This is a genomic window from Actinomyces sp. HMSC065F12 (assembly GCF_001814535.1).
Classification (GTDB): domain Bacteria; phylum Actinomycetota; class Actinomycetes; order Actinomycetales; family Actinomycetaceae; genus Pauljensenia; species Pauljensenia radingae_A.
Genome location: NZ_KV816954.1, coordinates 48,131 through 67,292, shown reverse-complemented (window position 1 = coordinate 67,292; position 19,162 = coordinate 48,131). Strand labels below are relative to the sequence as shown.

Annotated in this window: 20 protein-coding genes; 15 read left to right on the top strand and 5 right to left on the bottom strand. The window is 60.6% G+C overall.

All coding sequences use genetic code 11. The features are described from left to right. Positions 1–137 precede the first annotated feature (137 nt). Complete coding sequence (locus HMPREF2975_RS03035; RefSeq protein WP_227469165.1) at positions 138–821, bottom strand: YeiH family protein; 684 nt, start codon at positions 819–821, stop codon at positions 138–140. 84 nt (positions 822–905) lie between these two features. Between HMPREF2975_RS03035 and add the strand changes: the two genes are divergently transcribed. Both add and HMPREF2975_RS03025 read left to right on the top strand, forming a co-directional pair. Next, positions 906–1,910 carry an adenosine deaminase gene (gene add / locus HMPREF2975_RS03030; RefSeq protein WP_070725674.1) on the top strand — a complete coding sequence of 335 codons (1,005 nt, stop codon included), beginning with the start codon at positions 906–908 and terminating at the stop codon, positions 1,908–1,910. A gap of 265 nt (positions 1,911–2,175) precedes the next feature. Beyond that, positions 2,176–2,718 (top strand): YagU family protein, encoded by a 543-nt coding sequence (locus tag HMPREF2975_RS03025; RefSeq protein ID WP_070725672.1) that lies wholly within the window; start codon positions 2,176–2,178, stop codon positions 2,716–2,718. 196 nt (positions 2,719–2,914) lie between these two features. Here the strand turns inward: HMPREF2975_RS03025 and HMPREF2975_RS03020 are convergent, their stop codons facing one another. After that, complete coding sequence (locus HMPREF2975_RS03020) at positions 2,915–3,157, bottom strand: CsbD family protein (protein ID WP_058236068.1); 243 nt, start codon at positions 3,155–3,157, stop codon at positions 2,915–2,917. Between the two features lie 267 nt (positions 3,158–3,424). Between HMPREF2975_RS03020 and HMPREF2975_RS03015 the strand changes: the two genes are divergently transcribed. From HMPREF2975_RS03015 to HMPREF2975_RS03000, 4 genes are all read left to right on the top strand, one after another. Beyond that, entirely contained in the window at positions 3,425–4,459 is a 1,035-nt protein-coding gene (locus tag HMPREF2975_RS03015) for a LacI family DNA-binding transcriptional regulator (protein ID WP_227469163.1), read from the top strand. Between the two features lie 239 nt (positions 4,460–4,698). After that, on the top strand, positions 4,699–5,418 hold the full coding sequence (locus HMPREF2975_RS03010; RefSeq protein WP_070725670.1) for an L-ribulose-5-phosphate 4-epimerase: 720 nt from the start codon (positions 4,699–4,701) through the stop codon (positions 5,416–5,418). Between the two features lie 64 nt (positions 5,419–5,482). Beyond that, complete coding sequence (araA, locus tag HMPREF2975_RS03005) at positions 5,483–6,991, top strand: L-arabinose isomerase (protein WP_070725668.1); 1,509 nt, start codon at positions 5,483–5,485, stop codon at positions 6,989–6,991. Positions 6,992–7,238: 247 nt separating this feature from the next. Continuing rightward, entirely contained in the window at positions 7,239–7,523 is a 285-nt protein-coding gene (locus HMPREF2975_RS03000; protein ID WP_070725665.1) for an HU family DNA-binding protein, read from the top strand. Between the two features lie 107 nt (positions 7,524–7,630). Here HMPREF2975_RS03000 and HMPREF2975_RS02995 read toward each other — a convergent pair whose 3' ends face one another. Both HMPREF2975_RS02995 and HMPREF2975_RS02990 read right to left on the bottom strand, forming a co-directional pair. Further along, positions 7,631–8,854 (bottom strand): GHMP family kinase ATP-binding protein, encoded by a 1,224-nt coding sequence (locus tag HMPREF2975_RS02995; protein ID WP_070725663.1) that lies wholly within the window; start codon positions 8,852–8,854, stop codon positions 7,631–7,633. Continuing rightward, positions 8,851–9,666, bottom strand: a complete 816-nt coding sequence (locus HMPREF2975_RS02990; protein WP_058236062.1) for a nucleotidyltransferase family protein — start codon at positions 9,664–9,666, stop codon at positions 8,851–8,853. The genes HMPREF2975_RS02995 and HMPREF2975_RS02990 overlap by 4 nt, the downstream gene beginning before the upstream one ends. Positions 9,667–9,927: 261 nt before the next feature. On the opposite strand from HMPREF2975_RS02990, the gene HMPREF2975_RS02985 reads away from it, so the two are divergent. The 5 genes from HMPREF2975_RS02985 (at position 9,928) to HMPREF2975_RS02965 (ending at position 15,022) form a co-directional block, all read left to right on the top strand. Further along, positions 9,928–11,355, top strand: a complete 1,428-nt coding sequence (locus HMPREF2975_RS02985) for a phosphoglucomutase/phosphomannomutase family protein (protein WP_070725702.1) — start codon at positions 9,928–9,930, stop codon at positions 11,353–11,355. A 135-nt stretch (positions 11,356–11,490) separates the two neighbouring features. Beyond that, entirely contained in the window at positions 11,491–12,264 is a 774-nt protein-coding gene (gene nagB / locus HMPREF2975_RS02980) for a glucosamine-6-phosphate deaminase (protein WP_058236061.1), read from the top strand. A gap of 108 nt (positions 12,265–12,372) precedes the next feature. Next, positions 12,373–12,753, top strand: coding sequence for a DUF3039 domain-containing protein (locus tag HMPREF2975_RS02975; RefSeq protein WP_082628455.1), 381 nt, complete (start codon positions 12,373–12,375; stop codon positions 12,751–12,753). Then, positions 12,750–14,561 carry a DEAD/DEAH box helicase gene (locus tag HMPREF2975_RS02970; RefSeq protein ID WP_083314367.1) on the top strand — a complete coding sequence of 604 codons (1,812 nt, stop codon included), beginning with the start codon at positions 12,750–12,752 and terminating at the stop codon, positions 14,559–14,561. The genes HMPREF2975_RS02975 and HMPREF2975_RS02970 overlap by 4 nt, the downstream gene beginning before the upstream one ends. A gap of 74 nt (positions 14,562–14,635) precedes the next feature. Then, positions 14,636–15,022, top strand: a complete 387-nt coding sequence (locus HMPREF2975_RS02965; protein ID WP_083314366.1) for a DMT family transporter — start codon at positions 14,636–14,638, stop codon at positions 15,020–15,022. A 2-nt stretch (positions 15,023–15,024) separates the two neighbouring features. On the opposite strand, the gene HMPREF2975_RS02960 is transcribed toward HMPREF2975_RS02965, so the two are convergent. Then, complete coding sequence (locus HMPREF2975_RS02960; protein ID WP_070725661.1) at positions 15,025–16,368, bottom strand: nicotinate phosphoribosyltransferase; 1,344 nt, start codon at positions 16,366–16,368, stop codon at positions 15,025–15,027. Between the two features lie 175 nt (positions 16,369–16,543). On the opposite strand from HMPREF2975_RS02960, the gene clpS reads away from it, so the two are divergent. Genes clpS through HMPREF2975_RS02940 form a run of 4 tightly spaced genes read left to right on the top strand, consistent with a single transcriptional unit; the run spans position 16,544 to position 19,150 of the window. Beyond that, positions 16,544–16,858 carry an ATP-dependent Clp protease adapter ClpS gene (clpS, locus tag HMPREF2975_RS02955; protein WP_227469160.1) on the top strand — a complete coding sequence of 105 codons (315 nt, stop codon included), beginning with the start codon at positions 16,544–16,546 and terminating at the stop codon, positions 16,856–16,858. Then, positions 16,855–17,439 (top strand): DUF2017 family protein, encoded by a 585-nt coding sequence (locus HMPREF2975_RS02950; RefSeq protein WP_058236059.1) that lies wholly within the window; start codon positions 16,855–16,857, stop codon positions 17,437–17,439. The genes clpS and HMPREF2975_RS02950 overlap by 4 nt, the downstream gene beginning before the upstream one ends. A 9-nt stretch (positions 17,440–17,448) precedes the next feature. Further along, positions 17,449–18,363 (top strand): glutamate racemase, encoded by a 915-nt coding sequence (gene murI / locus HMPREF2975_RS02945; RefSeq protein ID WP_070725660.1) that lies wholly within the window; start codon positions 17,449–17,451, stop codon positions 18,361–18,363. Positions 18,364–18,373: 10 nt separating this feature from the next. After that, positions 18,374–19,150: an MBL fold metallo-hydrolase gene (locus HMPREF2975_RS02940; RefSeq protein ID WP_058236230.1), complete on the top strand. Its 777-nt coding sequence runs from the start codon at positions 18,374–18,376 to the stop codon at positions 19,148–19,150. Positions 19,151–19,162: the final 12 nt, after the last annotated feature.

Sequence of the window (19,162 nt, the reverse complement as noted above, 5' to 3'; positions counted from 1 at the left end):
CAATCTGCCACTTCGTGGTGAGCGATCGTGTGGAAACCTCTCTTTGTGGACCTGCGAAACAGTTGCACCTCGTCGGGAGTCGCGGCGGGAATGGACATGGCGCCAGTGCCCAGAAAAGACGCGGCAGCAAAAGCGACTCAGGCTACCAGAAGTGTCGCAACTGTGCTTTCCAGGGTATTCAGCACGTTGCTGACTGCCGGGACACCCGAAAAAAGTGATGCAACAGCTACAGCAGCGAGGAAGCCAGCCACAAAAGCGGGAATCAGAGGTGGACGCTTGCCGGAGCCGGTCACGTGGGCACGCTCATGACGTACCTCCACAACGCGGCGCTCAATGATACCGACAATGGCAACGACGATCGCCAGACACACTACGCGGCCAAGTTTCACGGCCGTCGCCAGGTCAGACACGGCGGGGTCGTAGATATTCGCGGCCGCGACAACTTGGCCAACCTCGTGAATGGACGCGCCCAGCCACACGGCAGCTTGCGTGGGCGACAGGTCGAACGTGTGCGCAGCAGCCGGCAAAACAACGAGGGTGACTGTTCCAAACAGGGTCACGCAAGCGATCGCGGTTGCCGCTGCATTGTCCGCGTCCTCCTGACTGCGCGCAGAAACGACAGGGGAGATGCCTGCAACCGCAGAAGCGCCGCAGATAGCGGTTCGCGACGTTTTCAGAATTCCGGTCGCATGACTGACGCCCATGAAGCGGGTCAGCAGATAACCCGCCGTCATCGTCGCCGTGACTGCGCAGATGATTGTGATAATTGTGCCTGCACCTAGTGCTGCAATGGCAGGTAATGACAGGCGAAAGCCGAGCAGAATATTGACTCATAGCTTTTGCGTGGCCTCGCGGGACGCCTATATTCTGCAGGTAACATCCACGTTCAACGAAGGATAGCTGCCATGGAAATCTCACCGTTCATTCAGAACCTGCCAAAAGTTGAGCTGCACCTGCATATCGAGGGCACGCTCGAACCCGAACTCAAGTTCGCACTGGCCGAGCGCAACGGAATCACCCTGAAAGAATCCACGCCGGACGAAGTGAGGCAGTCCTACGCCTTTACCGACCTGGCCTCATTCCTCGCCTCCTACTACGACGGCATGAACGTGCTGCGCACCAGTGAAGACTTCTACGACCTCGCCCTGGCATACCTGACAAGAGCCGCCGAACAGAACGTGCGTTACGTGGAAATGTTCTTCGACCCGCAGGCGCATACCTGCCGCGGCATTGACTTCCACACCGTCATCAGCGGGCTGCACCGCGCCCAGCTCGAAGCTGAGTCCACCCTGGGCATCCAATCCGCGCTCATCATGTGCTTCCTGCGCGACTTCCAGGCCGAATACGCGATGGCAACACTGCTCGAAGCCCTGCCATACAAGGACTGGATCATCGGCGTGGGGCTGGACTCAGATGAAACGGGAAATGCGCCAGACAAGTTCACCGAGGTGTTCGCCCGCGCGCGTCGCGAAGGCTTCCTGCTCACCATGCACGCCGACGTGGATATCGCCCACTCCATTGACCACATCCGCCAGCTTATCGACACCATCAAGGTTGACCGCATCGATCACGGAACGAACGTTATCGAAGACCCGGAACTCGTGCAGTATCTGGTGGACAGCAACATCGGCCTGACATGCTGCCCTGTGTCGAATACGTGGGTATCCGACGGCTCCAAAGTCCCGCTGATCAAGGAACTGGCCGACAGGGGCGTCAAGGTCACTGTCAACTCAGATGATCCCGCCTACTTCGGCGGCTACATTGCGGAAAACTTCCAGCTTCTGGCTAACGAGTCCGAGGTCGACCACGCGTTCCTCGCCCAGCTCAGCCTCAACGCAGTAGACATTTCGTGGGCTGCGCCCAGTCTTAAAGAAAAGCTGCGCGCACAGATCAACGCCGCACTGCAGTAATCATTGGTGCCTCGTGAGTGGTGGCGCCGCCCTCGTCGATGAGGAACGAGGGTGAGCGGGCCACAGCACACGGCACAAGCTGAACCGAGCGCGGGCAGATTTTGTCATTGTGGCTGGTGAGGGTGAATAATAATCGCTGAGCACGTGACATCACGTGCCCCGCAAGATTCGCAGCGAGGCTGGAGGCGACTGAGCATTCGCTGCATAGTGGTCACCGGATCGCAGTGAACCTTCGCGCCTGGAAACAGCCTAAATGTGAGGGTACATGTTGACCACAAAACCAGAGCAGCGTAACTACAAGGTTGCGGCGCTCGTCGGACTGATTGCCGGCCTCTTTTCCGCCATCGTGAAATTCGGCTGGGAAGTTCCGTTCCCACCGCGCACACCTGAACGCAATGCAACCAATCCTCCGCAATCCACACTCGAAATGCTCGGAATGTCACCCGACATGTCCCACACGTCGGTGATCTATAACGGCAACGAGCTTCCGATCTACTCCTTCATCATTCACTTCTCGTTCGCGATCTTCTTCGCACTGCTGTACTGCCTGCTCGCTGAGGTCTGCAAGCAGGTCACTCTGTGGCAGGGCGCAGCATTCGGCATCGTCGTGTACGTCGTTTTCCATGTCATTTTGATGCCCGCCATCGGCATTGTGCCCGCCCCGTGGGAGCAGCCCTTCGCTGAGCACTTCTCAGAGTTCTTCGGGCACATCGTGTGGATGTGGTCCATTGAAATCGTGCGCCGCGATCTGCGTAACCGCATCACGCACCAGCCGGATCCTGAACTGGAGACTGTTGCCGCAAAATAACGCTCGCGAGGGGCGAGGTGATGCTCGCGCGGCTTGCGCCGGCAGCGGCAGTGCTTCCGGACAGGCACGTGACCTGATAAACGTGGGGCCCGCAGTCTACTGACTGCAGGCCCCACGACACTTTCAGCAGGCACACGCCCGGTCGAACCTCAATGGGCCACCCGGCGCGACCTTATTGGGAAAGTGAGAAGTGAACTCACTCGCCCTTGTCGCCGCTAAGTGCGTCCTTTGCGCGATCGGCCAGAGCGCGAGCGCCAGCAGCGGCATCCTCGGCAGCTCCCTTGATCTTTTCGGAGGCGTTTTCCAGAACGTCCTTGGCCTTGCCTTCGGCGTTCTGAACCTTGCCTTCAGCCTCGAGATCCTTGTCGCCGCTGACATCTCCAGCAGTTTCCTTGACCTTACCGGCAGCCTTGTCGAAAGTGTTCTCCAGATCTGACATAGCGAACCTCCTTTGTTATGTGAATTGGTACACGTTTACTTTCTCATTACCAGGCCTCGTGCGCAAGAGAAAAGAGGCAGATTCTCCCATGCGCGTAATTTCGAAGTCAAATAGCGATATGAACGCTCACATCTGCGCCATTTCGTGAGACACTACTGATACGGGAACGCTCGACCTGCACCGTGCACCATCCGGTATTGTGCCTCGCGCGTTCCTGATTTCATGCACATTGCGTCGCGTCATCTGTTCACAGAAAGGACTGTGGTTGTGATAGCGCATCACTCTGCTCGACCTCCCTCGATGATGGATGTGGCGGCAGCGGCAGGGGTGTCGCATCAGACCGTCTCCCGAGTCCTCAATGCCAGTGGAAAAGTCGCACCAGATACACGTCAGCGGGTTCTCGATGCCATTGAGCAGTTGGGATACCGCCGCAATTCTGTGGCTCGCGCACTCGTGACACGCCGCTCCGGAACCCTCGGCCTGATCACCACCACATCAACGCACTACGGCCCGACGTCCATGCTGGTGTCCATTGAGCTCGCCGCCAGCCGGGCCGGCTATTTCCTCGCCGTGGCGCCGATTGATTCGTGTACACCTGACACGCTGGGCGACGCGATCGACCACATGCTCGGCCTGGCAGTTGAAGGCATCGTTATTTTGGCTCCCATCGAAGACATTGCGGAGGATCTGGGAACGATCCGCGTGTCTGTTCCCGTGGTGGCAGTGACGTCGGCTAGCACAGCAGAATCCCTGGGCGTCGTACCGGTCGCGGTTGACCAGTATGAGGGGGCACGCCTGGCGGTTGAGCATCTGGTCAGCCACGGGCACACGGCGATCACCCACCTGGCAGGCCCGTCCGACTGGTTCGAAGCTCAGGGGCGCGAAAAGGCTTATCGTGACGTGATGGCTCGCCACGGGCTAACGCCCTGTGTCTATTCCACGCGAGGGTGGGAAGCCTCTGTCGGATTCGAGGTTGGCACAGCGATCGCGAACGGCACCTTACCCACCGCTGTTTTTGCGGCAAATGACCCGCTTGCGCTGGGCCTGATCAACGCGTTCACCAGTGCGGGCATAACGGTGCCGGGTGACGTGTCGGTGGTCGGGTTCGATGATGAGCCGGGCGCACGCTACTTCATGCCACCGCTGACCACGGTGCGTCAGGATTTTCGCGGGCTGGGAGAGGCGGTCGTCACCGTCATGATGCACGCGTTGGAAGGCCGGGCCCCAGATGCGCCCACGCTGCTCACTCCTGAGTTGGTCGTGCGCGCCTCCACCGCCGCCCCGCCTCTTTCTGCGCATTGACGAGGGGAACGAGGCGCACTTCGTCGCGTGGCATCTGGAAAATTGATTGCGTGAAAAAGGTTCCATCCCTGGACACAGTGTGTTAACGTTAACCTCACTGGATCAAACAAAGCAGAAACGTTGTGGTGGCGTGCTGGGGAGGACATCGAAGCCGATGTCTGATCAACGCATGATCAGGTGGGCGAGTCGCCCTCGGCGCTCACACTACGACCGAGACGAATGCCGATGTGGAGGACTCAATGGACGTGCGAAACCCGGACACGTGGAGCGCTGAACTGACCAGCCGTGTAGCCAGGACGCGTGCCCTCGTCGCTGAACTTCATGCGGAACTGCCCAAATGGGGGCTGATCGTATGGACGGCAGGGAACGTGTCGCAGCGAATCAGAGGAGAAGCCGAAGATGGCTCCCAGGACCTGCTCGTCATCAAGCCATCGGGAGTGTCCTATGACGAGCTGGACGCTGACGCGATGGTGGTGTGTGACCTGGAAGGAAACCTGATTCTGGGGGAGGGCTCACCCTCCTCAGACACGGCGGCGCACGCCTATGTCTACCGGCACATGCCTGAAGTGGGCGGCGTCGTGCATACCCATTCCACCTACGCGACCGCGTGGGCAGCGCGCGGCGAAGAAATACCGTGCGTGCTGACCATGATGGGCGACGAATTCGGCGGCCCCGTTCCTGTTGGCCCGTTCGCATTGATCGGAGATGACTCCATCGGGCGCGGAATTGTGGATACCTTGAAGGATTCTCGCAGCCCGGCAGTGCTGATGCAGAACCACGGGCCCTTCACGATCGGCAAAGATGGGCGGGCCGCAGTCAAAGCCGCAGCGATGGTTGAAGAAGTGGCGCGAACCGTCCACATTGCCAGACAGCTGGGCGAGCCGATCGCAATCCCTCAGGACAAAATCGACAGTCTCTACGCGCGCTATCAAAACGTGTATGGGCAACACAGCAAGTAGCAAGGTCGGCCAGCCGCACGCGCAGGCACTGACCACAACATCATGAAACTAAGGAACAATACTCATGACGAGTTTCTATGACTCACGCGAAGTCTGGTTCTTCACCGGAAGCCAGGACCTTTACGGAGAAGACACCCTCAAGCAGGTAGCCGACCAGTCGCAACAGGTCGTGACGCTGCTGAACGAATCCGGGCTGATGCCTGCACCAATTGTGTGGAAGCCGGTGCTCAAGGATTCCGACTCGATTCGTCGCGCCATGCTGGACGCCTCCGGTGATGACTCAGTGCTCGGTGTCATCACGTGGATGCACACGTTCTCACCGGCAAAAATGTGGATTCGCGGCCTCGAAGTCCTCACGAAGCCAATGCTGCATCTGGCCACCCAGGCCGACGTGGAGATCCCCTGGGACAGCATCGACATGGACTTCATGAACCTCAACCAGGCAGCTCACGGAGACCGTGAATACGGCTACATCCTGGCGCGCCTGGGCGTCGCACGCACCACCGTCGTAGGCCACGCATCCAACCCGAACGTCGCTCGAAAAGTCTCGCGCTGGATCCGTGCCGCAGCAGGGTGGGCTGCCGCTCACGAGCTGCGCGTCGTGCGCTTCGGTGACAACATGCGCAACGTCGCGGTGACCGAAGGGGATAAGACCGAGGCTGAGCGCCGACTGGGAGTATCCGTGAACACGTGGGGAGTCAACGATCTTGTCGAAGCAGTGGAAGCGGTCAGTGACGCTGACATCGACACCCTCCTTGACGAGTACGACGAACTGTATGACATCGCACCTGAACTGAAGAAAGACGGTGAACGCCACGACTCATTGCGGTATGCCGCCCGTCAGGAAATTGCGATGCGCTCATTCCTTGAAGCGCGCGGAGCCAGCGCATTTACCACGAACTTCGAAGACCTTGGAGCCCTTCGGCAGCTGCCCGGCCTGGCCGTGCAACGCCTGACAACAGACGGCTATGGGTTCGGTGCCGAGGGCGACTGGAAAACAGCTGTTCTTGTGCGCATCGCCAAAGTGATGGGTGAAGGTCTGCCGGGCGGTGCCTCCTTGATGGAGGACTACACCTATAACCTTGTCGAAGGCGAAGAAATGATCCTGGGTGCGCACATGCTGGAAGTGTGCCCGTCGTTGACTCAGTCGCGCCCGCGCCTCGAAATACACCCACTCAGCATCGGGGATCGTGAAGACCCTGTGCGCCTCGTGTTCAATGCTGATGCGCGGCCAGGAGTCGTGGTGTCACTGGCCGATATGCGTGACCGCTTCCGCCTCACTGCCAATGCTGTTGACGTCATCGAGCCGCCGCATGACATGCCGAAGTTGCCGGTTGCCCGGGCAATGTGGAAGCCGAAGCCTGACCTGTACACTTCGGTTGAAGCATGGCTCACTGCCGGCGGAGCGCACCACACGGCGATGTCCACGCAGATTGACGTCGAGACGTGGCAGATGTTCGCTGTTATGGCTCAGATGGAGTTGCTTGTCATCGACGAGGACACGACGGTACGTTCCTTCGCTGATCACGTGCGCTGGAATCAGGTCTATTACCGACTGGCGGAAGGCATCTAAAGCGCGCTGCAGGGGCACCCTCTGCAGGTTTACGCCGAGTGACGAGGGTGCCCGGACGAGTGCTTGAGGGTGCCAAAACGCCTCCGCTGCGCCGTTTAAAAGCCAAAAGCGGCGCAAAAAACTGAGATTCGCCACGAAAATCGCCAAAAAGTGGTGTTGAACCTGACAAAAGGCCGTTGGACTGTTTAGGGTTTTCTCAGTGGTCATGTCCAGTGACCCCCAATGAACTGCAAGAGGAGATATATACATGTCTGTCAACCGTACCGAACTGGTTGCCGCCATTGCTGAGCGCGCCAACCTCACCAAGGTCCAAGCCGATGCCGCACTGTCAGCATTCCAGGACGTTCTGATCGACTCACTGTCCAAGGGTGAGCCGGTCAAGGTCACCGGCCTCATGTCAGTGGAGCGCGTTGAGCGCGCTGCCCGCACCGGCCGCAACCCCCGCACGGGTGAAGAAATCCAGATCCCCGCTGGCTACGGCGTGAAGATCTCGGCCGGTTCGACCCTGAAGAAGGCTGTTTCGAACAAGTGAAGATGATGCCACGTTGACGGTGGCATGATCGGCAACACTGTTGCCACTTCATACGATGTGGGGCAGGTATCGCGCGCGATACCTGCCCCACACTCGTCTGCCGGTCGTCAGAAAGAAGCGTCGTTGAGGCCATCCACCCGGCGGGCAGGCACTCCGGGCCGAACCGGCAGAGCCGACGCGCGGCCCCCGGCATCAGGATATGCGCGCCTGTAATCCTCCAGCCAGGCGTTCGCGAAATCGTCAACACCGCTGCGCTCCACGAGCGCCCACACTGACCCGCCAAAGCCGGCACCGAATGCCGACGCCGCCGGCGCACCCAGTTCGCGGGCACGGCGCTGCAGATCATTCGTCTGAGGAACCTGATTGCCCAGATTCTCATCCGCATTGCGATGCGACTCATCAGCGGCAGCGCCAAACGCATCGATATCGCCGGCATCCAGCGCATCGAGTGCCTGCGGCACCAGAACGGTCGATTCACGGATGAACGCATCCAGTCGCGTGAGCAGGTCCGGCTCGTCAGCAAGCATGCGGCGCATCTGCTCCACCGCATCTCCGGAGGACGCCAACGCATCAGCCAGGCTGGCATCTGCGCGCCCGGTCGCCTTGTTCCACTGCGTCACAATTGCCGCAATCCGAGCCGACAGCGCGTTGTACGAATCGCGCGCACTGCCCGTCTTTTCCGCCAGGACACCGCTGACCGCCACGACGAACGTCCACGTGTCGTCGAGTGCCACCGAGCGGTGCTCCTGGATCGGGCAAAACGAAAACTCAGTGAGCCGACCGTCGTGGCAACACATCATGGCGGTGTGATCCTGCGAGCCACCGAAAGTGCCCACGCCACGCACACCCTCCAACGACCCGAACGATAAACCGTTCTCGCAGCACGAGTAGTATCCGGCCTCATCGGCGCGCGAGTGAATGTTCGCCTTCCACTCCTCACGCTCACGCAGATCGTTGTGATCAATCAAAGCCAGCGCCGACGCCACGACCAGCGCAGACGACGAACTCATTCCGGAGGCCAACGGCAAATCGGAATCAAAGCTCAGGTGCGCAGGTTTGAGCTGGCCGAAATTGAGTGTCAGGCGATCCACCACCGCCTGAACGTAGTGACCCCAGTGGCCGGCAGGAAGAGTGCTCGCCGCACCTGCACCAACCTCAACGCGATCCGGCAGTGCGGTCGTCTGAGCTGAAATGCCACCGTCCGGCAAGTCCCCCTCGTCCAACGTGACGCGAATGCCGCGATCGACTGCCGCGACGATGGAATGGCCACCGGCGTAATCCGTGTGCTTGCCGAACACTTCCAGTCGGCCGGGAACAAACCAGGAAGTCACAGGCGGACCTCGTGATTCTCCAGCGCTGCCGCCACCGAAGCGATATCGCCGCGATTCGACATATCCAGTACGCCCTCATCACAGCGGATCACCGCGTAAGAATCACCATCGGCAATGGCTTGACGTACAGCATCGGTGATCTCATACTCACCGCGAGCAGACGGCTTGATCGTGCGGGCTGCCTCGAAGATGGCCGGCGAACACTTCCAGCAGTTCATCGAAATCAACGCACCCTCACCCAGGCGCTCAATCGTGGCGGCATCGGGCTTTTCCACCAGCTCATCGAGGTTGCCGTCCGCATCGGCCGTGGCCAGCGCGAAAGCCGCAATACGGTCAGCCGCAATGTTCGAACGCTCCACCATCGCCTCGCGCGTGAAACCGGCAAGACCCGACCCGTCGACCTGTGCGAGCTGGAGCAGAGCATCAACGGGATAGAAGTTATCCGAGTTGAGCACCAGGATCGGCTCACCGGCCGCGAAATCCTCAGCAGAAAGCACCGCGTTCGCCGTGCCGAGCGGTTTGTCCTGGATCGCGTAGCTGACGGTGATGCGCTGCTTGTCCACCGAATCGTAGTAGTCGCGAATCATGTCGTGCTCAGGGCCGATCACCAGGCAAATATCAGTGAAACCGGCGTCGGCCAGGGCGCTCATGACGTGGTCGAGGAAAGGACGCCCCACCGAAATCATGGCTTTGACACCGGAATCAGCTGCGCGCTTTTGCTCAGCAGACAGCTGCGTGTCCCCAGAATCCTTGCGCATGCGCGAACCGAGGCCGCGCGCCAAAATAACCGCTTTGTGATGTGCCTGTGCCATGTCATCCTCCTGTGGACGTTGAGGCGTGATCAAACCTTCCAGCAAAGTGCCGGTTCCAGTGTAGTGGGATCGCAGAAGGTAGCGCAGGACTGCCTCGGCAATGATGCGTGGAAAAACGAAGGTGGGCAAGATTCATTGAAGTGTCAAGACGAGGAGGGTAGACTGTGTCACTCACTGACAATGATGGAACGACCGCAGGGCGGCCATCGAATTGACGAGGGTGTCCCTGCAGCGTCTGTCCGTTCAATTCAAGAGGACATGATGTCACGAATTCATTTCGGTACAGGTGGCTGGCGCGCGATTATCGGCGACGAATTCACACGCCACAACGTTCGCCTCCTGTGTGCAGCGCTGGCAAGCCGCATTAAAGACGAAAACAACGCAGAAAAAGGCCTGGTCATCGGCTACGACAGGCGATTCCTGTCGGATCTGGCCGCCACGTGGGCAGCAGAAGTATTTGCCGGTGAAGGAATCACCTGCCAGGTCATCCGCATCACGCAGGCCCCCACACCCATGATCATGTGGACGGTCAAGAATCAGGGACTGCCCTACGGCATGGCGATCACCGCCTCCCACAACCCCGCCATCTACAACGGCATCAAGGTCTTTACCGAGGGTGGCAAGGATGCTAACGAAGATGTCACCGCTGACATCGAACGCCGCATGGAAGCCATTGAAGGCGCAGGGGAAGAACAGATCCCCTCGGTCACCTACCAGGCTGGGCTGGACAGTGGCGCCATCACTGAAATCAACCCCTTCAACGGATATATCGACTCGATTTGCGAACAGATCGATATGCAGGCGATCCGTGAAGCGAACCTGCATATCGCCCTCGACCCTATGTATGGCGTCTCGCGCACCTCGCTGCAGACGATTCTGATGACCGCGCGCTGCGAAGTGGACACGATCCATGACCGCCACGACACACTGTTCGGCGGACGCATGCCGGCGCCGACGAAAGCCACGCTGGACGCTCTGACACAGTACGTGCTGGACAACAACTGTGCGCTGGGACTGGCTACCGACGGCGACGCCGACCGTATCGGCGTAATCGATGACCAGGGTGAATTCCTGCACCCGAACCAGCTGCTCGTCCTGCTGTACTACTACCTGCTCAAATACAAGGGGTGGAAAGGCCCGGTGGTGCGTAACGTCGCCACAACCTCACTGCTGGACGAAGTGGCCGAAAAATTCGGTGAGACCTGCTACGAGGTGCCCGTCGGATTCAAATGGGTGTCCTCGAAGATGCTGGAAACAGATGCGATCCTGGGTGGTGAATCCTCCGGCGGCATCACCGTGCGTGGACACATCCACGGCAAGGACGGCATCTATGCGGCCGCACTGCTGGTCGAGATGATCGCCGTGATCGGCAAGCCCATGAGCCAGATCTACCACGAAATCACCGGACAGTTCCCGCCGCACTACATGGCGGAAACCGACTTTGCATTCGCACCCGAACGCAAGCTCGAAATCCTCAAGACACTGATGGAAGACAAGAAACTGCCTGAATTCACCAGGCCAGTTGAGTCAGTGTCCTACAAGGACGGCTGCAAGGTCTACTTCGACCAGGGGTGGATCATCGCTCGCTTCTCCGGCACCGAGCCGCTGCTGCGTATCTTCTGCGAGATGCCGACCAGGGAAGAAGCCGAAGCCACGTGCGAGCAGCTGCGTGAATTCCTCCACCTGTGACATTCGAACCACGTCACGGCCCCGGGCCCATTGGCACAGGCCGGGACGTGGGCGAACTTCTACAATGAGGGGTGACCCATTCGTCAGGGCGTTGCGTCGCCCTCGTCAATGACACACAACTACGAAGGAGTTGGAATGCTGATCCACGTCGCCTCGAGCGAGGAAGAAATCGGATCCCTGGGTGCAGACCTGATCGAAAAACTGTACGCAGACAAGCCCACCGCAGTGCTGGGCACTGCGACAGGATCATCACCCGTGCCGCTGTACCGCGAACTCGTCGCGCGTCACCAGACGGGCACACTCTCATTCGCCAAGGGACAGTTCTTCCAGCTTGATGAGTACGTCGGAGTTCCGCGCGAACACCCGCAGTCCTACTGGCGTTTCCTGTGCGAGAACATCGTCGACCACATCGACCTGCCCAAAGGCGGCCTCAATGTACCTGACGAACGCGACGGCAACACCCTGGATGAAGCCGCTGCAGCATACGATGCGCGGATCCGCGAAGCAGGAGGCGTTGACCTGCAGATCCTGGGAATCGGATCAGACGGACACATCGGATTCAACGAACCCGGCGGATCCCTCTCATCACGCACTCACTCGGGCGCACTGTCACGCCAGACCCGTCAGGACAACGCACGTTTCTTCGACGGCGACCTGGAGCAGGTGCCCACCCACTGCATCACGCAGGGACTGGGAACGATTATGGAGGCCCGTCAGCTGCTTATGATCGCCACAGGTGAAAACAAGGCCGAGGCTGTGAAGGAACTGATCGAAGGCGGCGTGTCAGCGCGCTGGCCTGCCACCATTATCCAGTTCCACCCCGCAGTGACTGTGCTGCTGGACGAAGCGGCAGCCTCTCAGTTGGAGATGGTGGAACTGTACGAAGCGGAGTGGGCATCGCGCCACTGACCTGCTTCACAGCTGCCGTACCATGATCGCGGCGGCGAGACTTTTCACACTCAGGCTCTCGGCCCGAATCAGGTCGAGGGCCTGAGCCGTCCCACTTACAATGAAGGTATGTGTGACGTCGAAGCAGTGGCCGAAACAGTGACAGACCCAGGCGAACCCGTAAGCCCGGCAGATCCTGGCAGTCCTGCCGGCGGTGGTGCAGGTCCGTCGACCAGCACCGGCCTGTTGGAACGCACCGAGGTCAAAGAGAAGGAAAAAGACCCCGGTGATGGCGATCGGTTCGCACACTTTGTGCGAAAGGACCGCGTATCCTCCTCGCTGATTACCGGACAGCCGGTGGTGGCACTGTGCGGGAAAGTGTGGATCCCCTCGCGTGAGGCCTCACAGTACCCGGTGTGCCCGACCTGCAGGAAGCTGCGCGATCAAATGGGCAAGAACGGCGGAAACTGGCCATTTTCAAACGGAGGGCGGGGCGGTTCCGGCAAGTGAAAGACCAGGGACATTCCTCCGCTTCACCATCGGTTTCCGCGGCGGCCCAACTTCCACCTGCTTTCCCGGCTCGCGCCGCGTGGGGCACCGCTGGAAGTCTGCGTGCCTGGCAGGCAGCCGCACTCGAGCAGTACCTGAACGCCCAACCTCGGGACTTCCTTGCTGTCGCCACACCCGGAGCCGGAAAAACGACATTCGCGCTGCGCGTAGCGGTCGAACTGATGGGCGCAGGTGTCGTCTCGAAAATCACCGTGGTCTGCCCGACCGAACACCTGAAAGCCCAGTGGGCCGACGCGGCGGCGCGCGTCGGTATCCACATTGATCCTGCTTTCTCAAACTCCCAGGGACGTGCAGGCTCGCACTTCGACGGCGTGGCGGTGACCTACGCTCAGGTCGCTGCAAACCCGCACGTCCACTCCTCACGTACCCGTGCATTTCGCACGCTGGTGATCTTGGATGAAATCCACCACGCCGGCGACGCGCTGTCATGGGGTGACGGCATCGGGGTCGCATTCGGGGAAGCAACCAGGCGCCTGTCCCTGACCGGCACCCCCTTCCGCTCGGACTCCTCTCCCATCCCGTTTGTGCGATACGTCGAGGGGAGTGACGGTATCCGCCGCTCACAGGCCGACTTCACCTACGGGTACGGAGATGCGCTGCATGACGGTGTCGTGCGACCGGTCCTGTTCATGTCCTATTCCGGTGACATGGCATGGCGCACCAGCGCCGGCGATGAGTACCACGCCCGACTGGGGGAGCATTCCACCAAGGACATCATGAAGCAGGCATGGCGCACCGCCTTGGATCCGAAAGGGGAGTGGATCTCCGCTGTCCTGCAGGCAGCCGATCAGCGCCTGTCACAGGTGCGGCGCGCAATTCCCGACGCTGGCGGACTGGTGATCGCCTCCGACCAGTCGGCGGCACGCGCCTACGCGCAGCGCCTGCGCGCCATCACAGGAAAGCCGGCCACTGTCGTGCTCTCCGATGATGCGGATGCCTCCGATCGTATCGATCACTTCCGCGAATCCACTGACCGATGGATGGTTGCTGTGCGCATGGTGTCTGAAGGGGTAGACGTGCCGCGACTGTCAGTCGGCGTGTACGCCACAAACACCTCGACCTCGCTGTTCTTCGCGCAGGCTGTCGGCCGTTTTGTTCGAGCCAGACGACGAGGCGAAACATCCACCGTCTTTATCCCTTCCGTAGTGCCGCTGCTGGATCTGGCAGGGCAGATGGAAGTGGAACGCGACCACGCCCTCGACAAACCGCATCACGGCCCTGATGACCCAACCGTGATGGACACCAGTGCGGAAGACCTGCTGATGGCACAGGCCAACAAGGTGGAAAATGCGAGTTCGGAACTGACCGGAACGTTCGAAGCACTCGGCGGGGATGCCGAGTTCGACGCAGTCTTGTTCGAAGGATCGTCGTGGGGATCAGGCGCTGAGGTCGGATCGATCGAGGAGCAGGAATACCTGGGGATTCCCGGTCTGCTCGATGCCGACCAGGTGACGACGCTGCTCAAAGCCAGGCAGGCGGAGCAGATCAAGACCCAGCGCCGTCAGAGCGATGCGAAGAACCTGCGCGACGCAAATGCAGGGATCTCGGATCACCGGGCACGCGCCGCGAAACGCAAGGAGCTGTCGCGTCTGGTCGGCCAGTGGTCGCGGCGCTCAGGCGATTCACATGCACTGATTCATTCGCAACTGCGTCAGCGTTGCGGCGGACCGGAGGTCGCGCGGGCAACCACCGCGCAGATTGACGCACGTATCGCTCTTTTGAGAGGCTGGTTCGTAGGGCGCGCATAAAGGTGCCCAGCGCTTTGGGACGACCCGGATGCGGTGATCACGTGGGGACGGCCCCAATTGAAAGGGGCTGCATCATGCATTGGCTCGTTCTTGTTCTCTCCGGCGTTTTTGAGGCAGTGTGGGCGACCGCGCTGTCCAAGTCTGAAGGGTTCACCAAGGTGGTGCCCATCATCGTGTTTATCCTCGGAGCAGCGATCTCGATGGGCGGCCTGGGGTGGGCGCTGAAAGAAATCCCCGTGGGCACCGGCTACGCGGTGTGGGTCGGGATTGGTGCAGGCACGACTGCGCTGTGGGCAATGCTCAGCGGTGCAGAACCCGTGCGCGTGGTCCGCATCCTGTTACTGTGCGGAATCATCGCGTGCGTCATCGGCCTCAAGCTCGTGTCCGGTGACGACGGTGTCGCTGCTGCTACGCCATCAGAGGGCGCAGGGGTGACGTCCACCACCGCCGGCGACAACTGAGATCAGTCCAGCTCCACGTAGCGCGTGGAGACTGCAGCTTCACCTTCAGACAGTCGCCACGCCTGGTAAGGCAGCTCGTTGCGTGATTTCAAGTGATGGTCGCGTGCCTGCTTGAGCGCATCGATGCTCCACAGTTCACTGCGAATCTCACCGTCGACAACCAGCGGGATCTGCAGAGGGCGCGCCTTCTGCTTCGTCAGCTCTTCTTCGGCAGCCTTCCGTGTCGAAGCCGTGACCAGGAGTTCCTCGTAGGCGTAGCCTTCCTCGTCGTAGAGGCGGCCGGCGTACTTGCGGCCACCGACCGTGCTCTTGGACTGCGATTTCTTGGCAACGGGCTGCATGACGCCGTCTGAATCTTCACGAGCCACCATCTTGTACACCAGCGCCGCGGTCGGAACCTTGGACCCGGTCACCAGGCGAGTGCCCACGCCGTAGGAGTCCACGGGTGCCGCGCCCAGGGCGGCTATCGCATACTCGTCGAGGTCGGACGTGACGGTGATCTTCGTGGATGTGGCGCCCAGTGAATCAAGCTGGCCGCGCACCGTGAACGCCTGCGCCACCAGGTCACCGGAATCGATGCGCACGCACCCGAGCTCCTGACCCACTGCGCGGGCAGCCTCAACAGCGTTGACGACCCCTTGCGGAATGTCATAGGTGTCAACCAGCAGCGTGGTCGAGGCGCCAAGCAGATCGATCTGCGCGTCGAAAGCTTCGCGCTCGCTGTCATGGAGCAGCGTGAACGCGTGAGCGGACGTGCCGATAGTCGGAATGCCGTAGCGGATACCTGCTTCCAGATCCGAGGTGCCGGCAAATCCGCCGATCACTGCGGAGCGGGCAGCTGAAACGGCGGCGCGTTCATGGGTGCGGCGCGCACCCATATCCAGGCAGGGACGGCCGTGAGCTGCGATCGTCATGCGGGATGCCGCAGATGCGATCGCACAGTCATGGTTGAGGACCGACAACAGCAGCGTTTCCAGCAGCACACATTCTGCGAAGGAGCCCTCCACGGTCAGCAGTGGCGATCCGGCGAAATAGCATTCGCCTTCCTGGTAGCCGTCGATCGTGCCGCCGAAACGGAAGTCTCTGAGATAATCCAGCGCGTCGTCGGACACGATTTTCTGATCGTGGAGCCAGTCGATTTGCTGGTCGGTGAATTCGAAACGCTCCAGCGCCTCGAGGATGCGGCCGGTGCCCGCAACGACACCGAAACGGCGGGTTGCTGGCAGGCGACGACCGAACAGTTCGAAGACCACTTTGCGGGACGCGGTTCCGCGCTTCATCGCAGCGTCCAGCATGGTCAGCTCATACATGTCTGTTAACAGAGCAGTTGAAGGTGAAGCAGGCATACCCTCAATCTACTCTCTTCTCACCGGAAAGACCGACTCGCCGGCAATCTGCTTGCCACTCAAAAGGCCAGTGGGAGCGCCATGAAATGAGTGTGAATGGCCAGAAGCGGCGCGCGCGAAAATGCACTGCGTCAAAACGGCACGGCTAAACCTGCGGGGCCATACGCTTAGGAGCATGAGCGGGAGGTCTATGACAACGTCGTTTCACGACCGTGCGGTTCCTGATCAGCCGCGCGAGGATGCCTCGTCATGCCCATTGGCACAGTGGCAAACCGTGGTGTGGGATGACGTGGTGAACCTGAACGACTACGTGGTAGAAGTGCTGATTCGACACTTCGGATACTCGCGTCACGCTGCCGACGAACTGACTGCGCAGATCCACACATTCGGCCGGGCCGTCGTGTCAACCGGAATCAGAGAACGCATGGAAGCTGATGTGCTGGCCATGCACGGATACGGCCTGCACGCCACGCTGGAGCAACTCACATGATCACTGCGTTCGCACTGCAGGAAGCCGGATACGTCTGCAACGTGTCGACGCAGTTCCTGCACCTGTTGCGCCAGCTCATTGAAGAAATACTGGTCGTCCTCGACGAGCCGGGCGAACTGTCCACCTTCGTGCTCGCCGCCACCGAAGTGGAAACCACGCGCGATGAGCCACACGACCCGGCACTGGGGAGCCTGCTCCCGCCCATGAGCGACGACCCACCGGAGGCGGCGAATCTGCGAGCCCTGACCGAAGACTTCCTGCGTGCGGAAAAAGCGGCGCGACTGCGGCGGATCCACACCGAACTCTCGTCTGCAATCGGCACAGACACGGTGGTGATAATGGTCACCCACCAGGAAGTGTGGGACTGGCTCGCTGCCCTCAATGACGTGCGACTGGCTCTGGCGGGTGAACTGGGTATTGACTCACGTGAAGCGGAGAATAAAGTCGCTGAGCTTGCGCACGCATGTGACCTGGAGCAGCCGCTCAGCGAGGCAACGATGAGTGCCGGAATGTACATGATGGTCACGTGGTGGCAGGATTCACTACTGACAGCGGTGCGCGAGGAGGCCTGGTCGCATTAGTCTCCAAACATGGACAGTGCTCCGATAGGGATCTTTGACTCAGGTTTGGGCGGCTTGACGGTCGCCCGCGCCGTCATGGACAAGCTCCCTCACGAACGCATCGTCTATCTGGGGGACACAGCCCACACGCCGTACGGTCCGCGCCCAATCGCACAGGTCCGCCAGCTCGCGTTGACCTGCCTGGATGAACTGGTCGAACGCGGCGTGAAAGCACTGGTCATCGCCTGCAATACGGCGACCGCAGCAGCGCTGTCAGATGCCCGTGAACGCTACACGGCGCAGCAGGGAATCCCGGTCATCGAAGTGATCACACCGGCCGCGCGCTCAGCGATCCGTGCCACCCACAACCGCCGAATCGGCATCATCGGCACCTCCGCAACCATCCAATCCCAGGCTTACAACCAGGCGCTCGCAGCAGTTCCGGACGTATCCGTCTTTTCAGCCGCATGCCCCCGCTTCGTGGAATTCGTCGAAGCAGGCATCACCACCGGGCCGGAGCTCGAGGCCGTCGCACGCGACTACCTGGCACCACTGATCGACGCCGACGTCGACACCGTCATCCTGGGGTGTACGCACTACCCGCTGTTGACTGGCATCATCAGCCAGACGATGGGTGAGGACGTCACCCTCGTCACTTCGTCGGAAGCAACGGCCAACGACACGTACAAACTGCTGGTGGAGCGCGACATGACCGCTCCCATCCCCGAACAGGCCAGCACAGAGCAGTCGGTGCTCACCGAGCCTGCCCACGAATTCCTGACAACGGGAGCTCCTGAGACGTTCGAACACCTCGCGCGCCGATTCCTGGGACCGGAAGTGCGCTCGGCTCATAACATTCACGGTCCTGCATCTACCGCCGATGCACGGCTTGCGCGAGACGGAACGCCTCCGGATGCCGCACCCGACACACCACGGAAAGAGTGATGACATGTCAATGACGCTGACCATCATCGGATGCACCGGTTCAATGTCCGGCCCGCACTCACCTGCGTCCTGCTACCTGCTGCAGACGCAGGAAACACGTGAGGACGGCACGACGCGAACGTGGAATATTGCATTGGAGATGGGGCCGGGTGCCTTCGGGCAGCTCTGGCGCGTCATTGACCCGGCAGACCTGGACGCAGTGATCTTTTCGCACTGCCACGCCGACCACATGGGCGACGTGATTTCCCTGCACGTGCACCGCAGGTGGGGGCCGGGACGAGGCTGCGGCACACTCCTGCTGGCAGGTTCAGAACAACTGCCTGAACGGGTGCGCCAGATTGACGGGTGTGACCCGGCGGAGACATACACCGATGAATTCGAGTTCTACCGGATGCGCCCGGGCGTTCCCTTCAACGTGGGTCCCCTGACCATCACGCCCAGCACTGCTCAACATACCGTCGAAGCCTTCGGCGTGCGCATTGAGGACGAGGGTGGCGCCACCATGTTCTTTACCGGCGACACCGACCAGTGCGACACGATTATTGAGGGTGCGCGCGGTGTCGACCTGCTGCTCAGCGAAGCCGGATTCACCGAGGCTGACACGACGCGCGGCATCCACATGTCGGGTGTACGTGCGGGCGAGGTCGCCACGCAGGCCGGTGTCAGGCGAGTGGTGCTCACTCACATTCAGCCGTGGACCCCGGTCGACACGGTGATGAGTGAACTGCGCCAGACCTGGCAGGGGGAGGCGCAGATCGCCCGCGCTGGTGACGTGTTCGAAATCTGAGGCGACCAGCCT

Excerpts from the sequence above, each read along its gene's own strand:
- add (WP_070725674.1), top strand. The coding sequence starts at position 906 with ATGGAAATCTCACCGTTCATTCAGAACCTGCCAAAAGTTGAGCTGCAC.
- HMPREF2975_RS03025 (WP_070725672.1), top strand. The coding sequence starts at position 2,176 with ATGTTGACCACAAAACCAGAGCAGCGTAACTACAAGGTTGCGGCGCTC.
- HMPREF2975_RS03020 (WP_058236068.1), bottom strand. The coding sequence starts at position 3,157 with ATGTCAGATCTGGAGAACACTTTCGACAAGGCTGCCGGTAAGGTCAAG.
- HMPREF2975_RS03010 (WP_070725670.1), top strand. The coding sequence starts at position 4,699 with ATGGACGTGCGAAACCCGGACACGTGGAGCGCTGAACTGACCAGCCGT.
- araA (WP_070725668.1), top strand. The coding sequence starts at position 5,483 with ATGACGAGTTTCTATGACTCACGCGAAGTCTGGTTCTTCACCGGAAGC.
- HMPREF2975_RS03000 (WP_070725665.1), top strand. The coding sequence starts at position 7,239 with ATGTCTGTCAACCGTACCGAACTGGTTGCCGCCATTGCTGAGCGCGCC.
- HMPREF2975_RS02990 (WP_058236062.1), bottom strand. The coding sequence starts at position 9,666 with ATGGCACAGGCACATCACAAAGCGGTTATTTTGGCGCGCGGCCTCGGT.
- HMPREF2975_RS02985 (WP_070725702.1), top strand. The coding sequence starts at position 9,928 with ATGTCACGAATTCATTTCGGTACAGGTGGCTGGCGCGCGATTATCGGC.
- nagB (WP_058236061.1), top strand. The coding sequence starts at position 11,491 with ATGCTGATCCACGTCGCCTCGAGCGAGGAAGAAATCGGATCCCTGGGT.
- HMPREF2975_RS02975 (WP_082628455.1), top strand. The coding sequence starts at position 12,373 with ATGTGTGACGTCGAAGCAGTGGCCGAAACAGTGACAGACCCAGGCGAA.
- HMPREF2975_RS02965 (WP_083314366.1), top strand. The coding sequence starts at position 14,636 with ATGCATTGGCTCGTTCTTGTTCTCTCCGGCGTTTTTGAGGCAGTGTGG.
- HMPREF2975_RS02960 (WP_070725661.1), bottom strand. The coding sequence starts at position 16,368 with ATGCCTGCTTCACCTTCAACTGCTCTGTTAACAGACATGTATGAGCTG.
- clpS (WP_227469160.1), top strand. The coding sequence starts at position 16,544 with ATGAGCGGGAGGTCTATGACAACGTCGTTTCACGACCGTGCGGTTCCT.
- HMPREF2975_RS02950 (WP_058236059.1), top strand. The coding sequence starts at position 16,855 with ATGATCACTGCGTTCGCACTGCAGGAAGCCGGATACGTCTGCAACGTG.
- murI (WP_070725660.1), top strand. The coding sequence starts at position 17,449 with ATGGACAGTGCTCCGATAGGGATCTTTGACTCAGGTTTGGGCGGCTTG.
- HMPREF2975_RS02940 (WP_058236230.1), top strand. The coding sequence starts at position 18,374 with ATGACGCTGACCATCATCGGATGCACCGGTTCAATGTCCGGCCCGCAC.